The following is an 8,576-nucleotide window of genomic DNA, read 5'->3' on the forward strand; positions in this document are numbered from 1 at the left end:
GGTTTGGGGAGGGGAGAGGGAACCCTTCTTCAGAAGGGTTCCCTCTCCCCTCCCCAATCTTCCTTTTCCCTTTTTCCTACTTCATCACAGGGAAAACATAGGTAGCGCGCATGTTGCGCTTGTCGGCGCTGCCGTCGGTGAGCTTTTCGGTAACTTCGGTACGCAGCATCCACAGGCCGGGCTTGGTCACCTTGAACGACGCCATGCCGTCCGCGCCGGTTTCAGCCTTGGCCATGTAGGCATCCTGCTCGGCGCTGTACCCGTCGTAGGTCAGGCCAAGCGGGGCCTTTACCGGCTTGCCGTTCAGCAGCACTTCCGCCTTGATGTCGTCACCGGCCTTGATGTCGGCGGGATTCGTCAACAGCACGATCTCAAGATCATGCCCCAAAACCTTCTTGTACAATCCGTCATTCGCGGCGGGATTGAGCATGGTCTTGGCGAACTTCTCATACTTGCCGACCTTGAGGACCTTCTTGCCCTTGGCTTCGAGATCCTTGCGGCCGCCCTCCAGCACGCCTTCGGTCGTGTCGCTCCAGATCTGCGGCAGACGATGCCCGACGATCATGGCGGGGCCGTCCGCAGGGAGGGCCGCCTTGCCCACAAGCGCCTTCACCTTGGCGTCTTCGGCAAGCTTCACGGGCTCCTTGGCGTTGCCCTGAATGAGTTCGACCACCACGGTCTCCACCGGCTCGGCCTCTTCGCTGATCATGAATACGTGCGCCGCCTGCGCCTGCACGCCCACGCTTTCGCCCTTGGCGGCCTGCGTTTTGTCGGGTTTGACGATGAATTCATGCGCGGAGGCAAGAGTGGCGGTCCCAACGAGGCAGAGCGAACACATCCCAGCAAGCAACACTTTGAAAAGCATGGCGAACTCCTTGTTTTGAATAACACGGCACAATATTGTGTTATCTTTTTCAAAAAGGTATTACCCGAAAAAATGATTTTCCGTCAATTCAATTTTTATTTTATTTCCGTATGTTATAATCATTTACCCAACAATTCCGACACTGTTTATACTTTTTTTAAAAAAATAACACGCATACTAGGCGAAACACACCCGTGCCCTGAAAAAGCAGGTTCCTCCTTCCAAAAGCCATCATCGGCGCGGGGTTGCAAAATGACAAAAAGGCAACTGCTTGCCTTTGTTCAGCTATCCGCGTAGATTATCTCCTTTCGCGCCAGCCGACCCGGTTGGGGTGCGCCCCTCGGCTTCAACGCAGTCCAGACAAAAGGGAAGCATATGAACCTCACACAAAAAATCATCGGCAGTCACCTTGTTTCCGGCACCATGACGCCCGGAAGCGAAATCGGTCTGCGCATCGACCAGACCCTGACCCAAGACGCCACCGGGACCATGGCGTGGCTCCAGTTCGAAGCCTTGGGCATCCCCCGGGTCAAGACCGATATTTCCCTGAGCTACGTGGACCACAACACGCTCCAGATGAACTTCCGCAACCCCGACGACCACCGTTTCCTGCGCACTGTGGCGGCCAAGTTCGGCGGCGTGTACTCCGGGCCCGGCACCGGCATCTGCCACCAGCTCCACCTCGAAAACTTCGCCAAGCCCGGCGCGACCCTCGTGGGCTCCGACAGCCACACCCCCACCGCGGGCGGCATCTGCTCGCTCGCCATGGGCGCGGGCGGGCTTTCCGTCGCGCTGGCGATGGCGGGCGAGCCCTACTACATCCCCATGCCCAAGGTCGTGCGCGTCTTCCTGACCGGGGCGCTCACCGGCTGGGCCTCGGCCAAGGACGTCATCCTCGAACTGCTCCGCCGCCGCACCGTCAAGGGCGGCGTGGGCCGCGTGTTCGAATACGCCGGGCCCGGCGTCGCCACCCTCTCCGTGCCGGAACGCGCCACCATCGCCAACATGGGCGCGGAACTCGGCGCCACGGGCACCCTCTTCCCCTCCGACGGCGTGACCCGCGCCTTCCTCAAGGCCATGGGCCGCGAAGCCGACTGGCGGGAACTCGGCCCCGACGCCGACGCCGCGTATGACGAAGAGGAAGCCATCGATCTTTCCACGCTGGTTCCGCTGGCCGCGCAGCCGCACATGCCCGACCGCGTTGTGCCCGTGTCCGAACTCGACGGCCTGCCCGTCGAGCAGGTCTGTATCGGTTCCTGTACGAACTCCTCCTACGCCGACCTCAAGCTGGTCGCCCAGATCCTCGGCGGGCACCGCATCAATCCCGGCACCGACGCCATGATTTCCCCCGGCTCCAAGCAGGTGCTCACCATGTTGGCGCAGGAAGGGCTCCTCGAGCCGCTCATCAGCTCCGGCGCGCGCCTGCTCGAATGCTCCTGCGGCCCGTGCATCGGCTCCGGCGGCGCGCCCGTCACCGCGGGCGTGAGCGCCCGTACCTTCAACCGCAACTTCGAGGGGCGCAGCGGCACCAAGGACGCCAAGGTCTATCTGGTCAGCCCCCTGACCGCCGCCCAAGCCGCCCTGAACGGCAAGTTCACCGATCCCGCCACATGGGGAACCCCGCCCGCCAAGCCGGAACTGCCCGCCGATCCGCCGTCCATCCGGCACCTGTTCGTGTTCCCGCCGGAAAACGGCGAGGGCGTCGAAGTCCTGCGCGGCCCGAACATCGTGGCGCTGGAGAAATTCCCCCGTCTCGACGCGTCCGGCGACGTGCTCGAAGCCAGCGTCGTGATCCGCCTCGGCGACAACATCACTACCGACCACATCATGCCCGCGGGCGCGGAAATCCTCGCCCTGCGCTCCAATATCCCGGCCATTTCCGAACACGTGTTCGTGCGCGTGGACCCCGACTTCGTGAAGCGCGCCCGTGCCGTCTCCGAAGCGGGCGGCAACGGCGTCATCGTGGCGGGTGAGAACTACGGGCAGGGCTCCAGCCGCGAACACGCGGCGCTGGCCCCGCGCCATCTCGGCATCAGGGCCGTCATCGCCCTGTCGATGGCCCGCATCCACCGCGCCAATCTCGTGAATTTCGGCATCCTGCCTCTGGTCTTCGTGAACAGGGAAGATTATGCTAAGGTCGCCCAGGGGGCGGATATCCGCATCCCGCTCGCGGAAATCACGCCCGGCGGCGTGACGAATATTGAGATTGCGGGCGTGGGCGTTCTTCCTGTAAGGAATGATCTCTCGGCGGCCGAACTGGACATCATCCGGTCCGGCGGCCTGTTGAACGCCGTAAAAGAAAAAATGTAAGCCGGAGCCCGGCGAGCCGTGCGGGACGCCGTACGGCCCGCCGGGGCCCGTAACCTTTGAACTGGAGCTGTCATGCTGGATCTCATTCGAGCCAACGCCCAATCGTGGGGCGTCAAAATCGCCTTTGGCATCATCATTCTGGTCTTCGTCTTCTGGGGCGTCGGCGGCCTGACGGGCGGCCCTTCCACGGTCATCCTCACCGTGAACGGGGAACCCATCACCATTCAGGAGTTCCAGCGGAAATACGAACAGCTTGAGCAGCAGGTGCGCGCCCAGTACCCCGATCTTGACGCGGCGGGCCTCAAGGCAATGCAGCTCAAGCAGCAGCTTATCCAGAACCTCATCCTTGAAAACCTCATTACGCAGGAAGCCGAGCGCGTCGGCATCGTCGTGACGCCCGTGGAACTGCGCAAGCTCATCGAGAGCTTCCCCGCCTTCCACAACGAAGAAGGCAAGTTCGATCCCGACGCCTACGTCCGCATGATCAAGGCCCAGCGCAACACCCCCGGCAACTTTGAGGCCGAACTCCGCAACAACATGCTGATGAACAAGCTCCGCGCCGACGTCACCGCCGGGGCATTCGTCCCTGAAGCCGAAGTGCGCGATCTCTTCCGCTATGAAGGCGAACGCCGCATTCTGGAGTATGTTTTCTACCCGCTGGAAGACTATACCTCCAAGGTCACCGTCGACGACGCACAGATCAAGGACTACTACGAAGCCAATCAGGCATCCTTCACCGTGCCCCCGCAGGCCGACGTGGAATACCTCCTCATCGGCGCGGAAGCGCTGGCCGCCGCCCAGAACATCAGCGACGCCGCCGTATCCGAATACTATGAAAAGAATGCCGCCCAGTTCGCCACCCCCGAAATGGTGCGCGCCCGCCACATCCTCATCCTGAGCGACGCCAAGGCTTCCGCCGAGGATCAGGCCAAGGCGAAGGCCAAGATCGAAGAAATCGCCCAGCGCATCAAGGCTGGCGAAGATTTCGGCACCGTGGCCAAGGAAGTTTCCGAAGATCCGGGCAGCGCCCCGCAGGGCGGCGAACTCGGCTGGTTCGCGCACGACCAGATGGTCCCCGAATTCGACAAGGCTTCTTTCGCCCTCAACCCCGGCGAGCTTTCCGAGCCCGTCAAGACGCAGTTCGGCTGGCATCTCATCCAGCTTGAAGAAAAGAAGGCCGCCGGGCAGAAGCCCCTAGATGAAGTGAAGGATCAGATCCGCACCCGTCTGGCGCAGGATGAAGCCTCCGGCAAGGTACAGGAAGCGCTGGAACAGGTTCAGCTCGCGGTCATCGGCGGCAAGTCGCTGAAGGAAGCCGGGGAACCGCTCAAGCTGGCCCCGCAGGAAACCGGCCTCGTCAACACGACCGAATTGACCGAAAAGATGGGCATCAAGCCTGAAAACCTGCCCGCGCTGCTGGCCGCCAAGCCCGGCACCGTGCTGGACACGCCTTTCGTGACCAAGACCGGCTATGTCATCGCCAAGGTGAACGAATCCAAGCCTCAGACCGTAAAGCCGCTTGACGCCGTGAAGGACGACATCAAGGCCCGCCTCCAGCAGGACAAGGCCCGCACGCTCGCCTTCGAGGCCGCCAATGCCGAACGCAAGACCTTTACCGCCGATCTGCCCAAGGAACTTCAGGGCAAGCTCAAGAAGACCGAACCGGTCGGCCGTCAGGGCTACATGGGCGAATTGGGCATGAACACCGAGCTGGCCAAGGCCGCCTTTACCGCCAAGGTGAACGACTGGCTTCCCGTGGCCTACACGCTCGACGGCGGCGCGGCCATCGCCCGCGTGGCCGAAGTCGTGACGCCGAGCGACGAAGACTGGAAGACCGCCGCTCCGCAGATCACCGACGCCGTGCTCAACGCCAAGCGTGAGCAGATGTTCCGCGGCTTCCTCAGCCTGCTCCGTTCCAATGCCAAGATCGAACTGAAGAACGAAACGATTCTGGCGGATTAGAGCCAAACACATTCCTATGTTATCAATAAAAAGAGGCCATCCTAGGATGGCCTCTTTTTATTGAAACCCTAAAAAAGTACTACCGCAAAAATCGTTTAATCTGATGCTTCACTACTAGAACAACATACCGGGCATAATAGAGTACTCTCATTTTTTTTATACATATAGAGCATTGTCCATGTATCGGCATATTTTTCCTGCTTCAATGGAGCAGAGACAAGCTGAAGATCCATAGTGAGGTTCTTCAAAACATCTTCCGGCAACGCAGCAAAAACACCACCTAAGGCAACCATATATTCAGAACATTCATCAGCTCTGCCATATCTGAGAAAGTCCCTATACGCACCCCGCAACATATCTCCGATATGAACCGCATAAATCCTCTGGACCACAGGTTCGGTGGCGCGCACGGCGGAAGCCATATTCTTCGCTGCGTGGCATTTCCAAAAGGCGTCCTCACGCCCTTTCATATACATCTTGGATTTGTCACTTCCTTTTCTCTGGCGGTATTTGTAGGTATTGACGGCAAGATACGAAATCGTCTTCGCATGTGCGGCCACACGGCACGAAAAATCATTGTCCTCAAACTTAAGCAGTGTCTCATCAAAAAATATAGCATGCTCCACAAGAAAAGAACGCCGTAAGAGCTTATTGCACGCAATGACATTATTTGAGAGAAAACCACATTTTGAGAGAGATTTCCCTCTAATATCCTGGTCAGGATATACCGCTGTATTGACTACGTACTCTTTTCCTGATTCGTCAGGAAACCAATTCACAGTCCTTCCCGAAACCAATTCAGCATCATCTTGTTCAGCAATAGTATAAAGTTCTTTCAAAACTTCCTTATCGTATAAAGCATCATCAGAGTCTAAAAAGAAAACATACTCTCCGCAGGATTCTTTTAATCCTCTATTACGGGTGAAGGATAAATCTCTATTTCTTTCATTGTAAAACAATCGGATTCGAATATCTGATTCAGCATATTTTTTCAACAGAAACGAGCTATTATCCGTAGAACAATCATCCACACAAACAATTTCTATATCTTTTAGAGTCTGCTGGAGGACAGAATCCAGACATTCGCCAAGATACGGAGCTACATTATACACGGGGATTATAACGGAAACTTGACCATAGCACTCATTCCGCGCTTAGCTTCCTCAGTTTCTTCTCAAACCGTTCGTACTCGCTAAAAATACAGGCGCAGTAGTTCTGGCGGTACAGGCCCATTTCCTTGGAGCGGTCGATTCCGGCCTGCCAGAAGGGGCGGAAGTCCCGGTACAGGAACTCAGAACCGAATCCGGCGTCGCTCTTGTAGTCACCGGATGCCGCGACGCGGGTTCCGATTCCCCGGATGGCGTCGTGCTGTTGATGCCGGGAATACAACAGGCTTGTGGTAAAGCAGTCGAAACCGTTCTCCGAGGCGATGGCGCAGGTCAGGGCAAGACGGCTCTCATAGCAATAGCCGCAGCGGGCATACCCTTGGTTGTCCGCGATACCCAGATCGTGCACCATCTTGAGCCAGCCGGGCAGATCATACACATCGTCCTGCCACAACATGGGCAGGTCCATCTGTTCCGCCACCTGTTCCATCGCCTCCCGCCGCCGAAAATATTCGGAAACGGGATGGATGTTCGGATTGGCGAAGTATCCCGTGACGTCATAGCCCTCGTCGCGCAACGACTGGATGCACATGATGCTGCACGGCCCGCAACAGGCGTGCAGGAGCACTTTCTTGCCGTTACCTGCCATTGTTCTGCCCGTTGTGCTGATGGCCCTGCTGCTGTGCTGGGGCTGCCGGCGCGGAAGAAATGCCCTCGATGCGGATATCCAGACGGATGTGGAATTCCTTTTCCATGAGCGAGAGCCGTTCGCGCTTGTGATTCAGAAGATACAGCCCGAGCTCGGCGTCCACGCTGTGGGCGTACTCGGTCTGCCCCGCCGCCGCAGCGCTGCGCATGGCGCGGTGCAGGTCGCGAAGCGTCTGTACGGACTGCCACTCCATGTTGCGGCGCTGCCCCGTCCCCTTGCAGTGCGGACAGGTTTCCATGCTGATGGAAATCGCCGAGGAGCCGGTCCGCTGGCGTACGATCTGGAGCAGGCCAAAGGAACTCATCTTGCCGATGTCGTGACGGGCGCGATCGCCCTTCATGGCGTTGCGGAGTTCTTTTTCAACCTCGCGGCAATGCTCGGGATCGCGCATTTCAATGAAATCGATGACGATCTGCCCGCCGATGTCGCGCAGGCGAAGCTGGCGGGCGATGGCCGTCGCCGCTTCCATGTTCGTACGGAAGGCCATAGCCTCAAAATTCGTCTTGCCGCCGATCTTGCCGGAGTTGATGTCGATGGCCATAAGCGCCTCGGTCTGGTCGAACACCAGACGCCCGCCGGACGGCATGAGCACTTCGCGGGAATGTACCTGCTCGATCTGGTTGAGAAGGCCGAAGTGTTCCCAAAGGGTTTTGTCATGCTTCTCATAAAGATGCACGAGGTCGCCCTTGCGCGGGAACAGCAGGGAAGCCATCTCCCGGATGGCTTCGGCGGTTTCCGCGTTGTCCACCCAGACTTCGGACACGTCGTCGGACAGATAGTCGCGAACGCTCCGGCTGGCAAGGCCCGGTTCCTGATAGATCAGGGAGGGAACCTTTTCCGTGGTGGCGCGTTTGCGGATATCCTTCCAGACGCGCTTGAGGAAAGAGAGGTCCTTCTGGAGCGTGGTCTTGCTCGTGCCCGCGCTCACGGTGCGGACGATGGCCCCAAGCCCTTCGCCGGGCTCAAGGCCCCGGATGAGCTCGCGCAAACGGTTGCGCTCCTCGCCGTCCTCCACCTTGCGGGAAATGCCGATCTGCTCCTGCCCCGGCGTCAGCACGAGGAAACGCCCGGCGAGCGACAGCCATGTGGTCAGGAAAGCGCCTTTGGAGCCGTTGGGCTCCTTCACGACCTGCACGAGGACTTCCTGCCCGGGCTTGAGCACTTTCTGGATGGGCGGGTATTTGCGGCCCTTGGTGGGTTCGTGGGGCTGGAGGTAATATTCGGGGTGCACTTCGTCGATCTGCAGGAAGCCGTTCTTCACGTTCCCGTAATTGACGAAGGCGGCTTGCAAATTGGTGTCGATATTGTTGATGACGCCTTTGTAGATGTTGCCCCGGATCTTGGCCTGATGGGTCATCTCCACGTAGTACTCGCGCACGGAGCCGTCTTCGGTGAGCACCACCTCGACCATATCGCCGGGAAGGACGCTGACCAGCATCTTGCGGTCCACGCCGGACGCGGCGGCCTTGGCAGGCTTGCGGCCTTTCTTGGCGTCCTGTTCCTCTTCGCCTTCCTCGGCGGAATCGTCCTCGGCTTCCTGCAGCGCGGCGGCAGCGGCGGCCTTCTTGTTCCGGCGGCGGCGCGGCTTGCGCGGCACGCGAGGCGTGCGCGCCTCCTCACCCTC

6 protein-coding genes are annotated in these 8,576 nt (G+C 59.2%); 2 read left to right on the plus strand and 4 right to left on the minus strand.

Annotated features, from left to right (window positions below; genetic code table 11):
* Positions 1–76 precede the first annotated feature (76 nt).
* Complete coding sequence (locus tag HMPREF0178_RS08050; protein ID WP_009368268.1) at positions 77–865, minus strand: DUF4198 domain-containing protein; 789 nt, start codon at positions 863–865, stop codon at positions 77–79.
* Positions 866–1,240: 375 nt separating this feature from the next.
* On the opposite strand from HMPREF0178_RS08050, the gene HMPREF0178_RS08055 reads away from it, so the two are divergent.
* Both HMPREF0178_RS08055 and HMPREF0178_RS08060 read left to right on the plus strand, forming a co-directional pair.
* Complete coding sequence (locus HMPREF0178_RS08055; RefSeq protein WP_009368269.1) at positions 1,241–3,175, plus strand: aconitate hydratase; 1,935 nt, start codon at positions 1,241–1,243, stop codon at positions 3,173–3,175.
* 72 nt (positions 3,176–3,247) lie between these two features.
* Positions 3,248–5,137: a SurA N-terminal domain-containing protein gene (locus HMPREF0178_RS08060; RefSeq protein WP_009368270.1), complete on the plus strand. Its 1,890-nt coding sequence runs from the start codon at positions 3,248–3,250 to the stop codon at positions 5,135–5,137.
* Between the two features lie 95 nt (positions 5,138–5,232).
* Here the strand turns inward: HMPREF0178_RS08060 and HMPREF0178_RS08065 are convergent, their stop codons facing one another.
* From HMPREF0178_RS08065 to HMPREF0178_RS08075, 3 genes are read right to left on the minus strand one after another with little or no spacing between them, the layout of a single operon-like run.
* Complete coding sequence (locus HMPREF0178_RS08065) at positions 5,233–6,249, minus strand: glycosyltransferase family 2 protein (RefSeq protein ID WP_009368271.1); 1,017 nt, start codon at positions 6,247–6,249, stop codon at positions 5,233–5,235.
* Between the two features lie 31 nt (positions 6,250–6,280).
* The gene (locus HMPREF0178_RS08070) at positions 6,281–6,892 is read right to left on the minus strand and encodes an epoxyqueuosine reductase QueH (RefSeq protein ID WP_009368272.1); all 612 of its coding nucleotides are present in this window, start codon (positions 6,890–6,892) and stop codon (positions 6,281–6,283) included.
* Positions 6,882–8,390, minus strand: a complete 1,509-nt coding sequence (locus HMPREF0178_RS08075) for an Rne/Rng family ribonuclease (protein WP_081637745.1) — start codon at positions 8,388–8,390, stop codon at positions 6,882–6,884. The genes HMPREF0178_RS08070 and HMPREF0178_RS08075 overlap by 11 nt, the downstream gene beginning before the upstream one ends.
* Positions 8,391–8,576: the final 186 nt, after the last annotated feature.

Source organism: Bilophila sp. 4_1_30 (genome assembly GCF_000224655.1).
GTDB classification, from domain to species: domain Bacteria; phylum Desulfobacterota; class Desulfovibrionia; order Desulfovibrionales; family Desulfovibrionaceae; genus Bilophila; species Bilophila wadsworthia.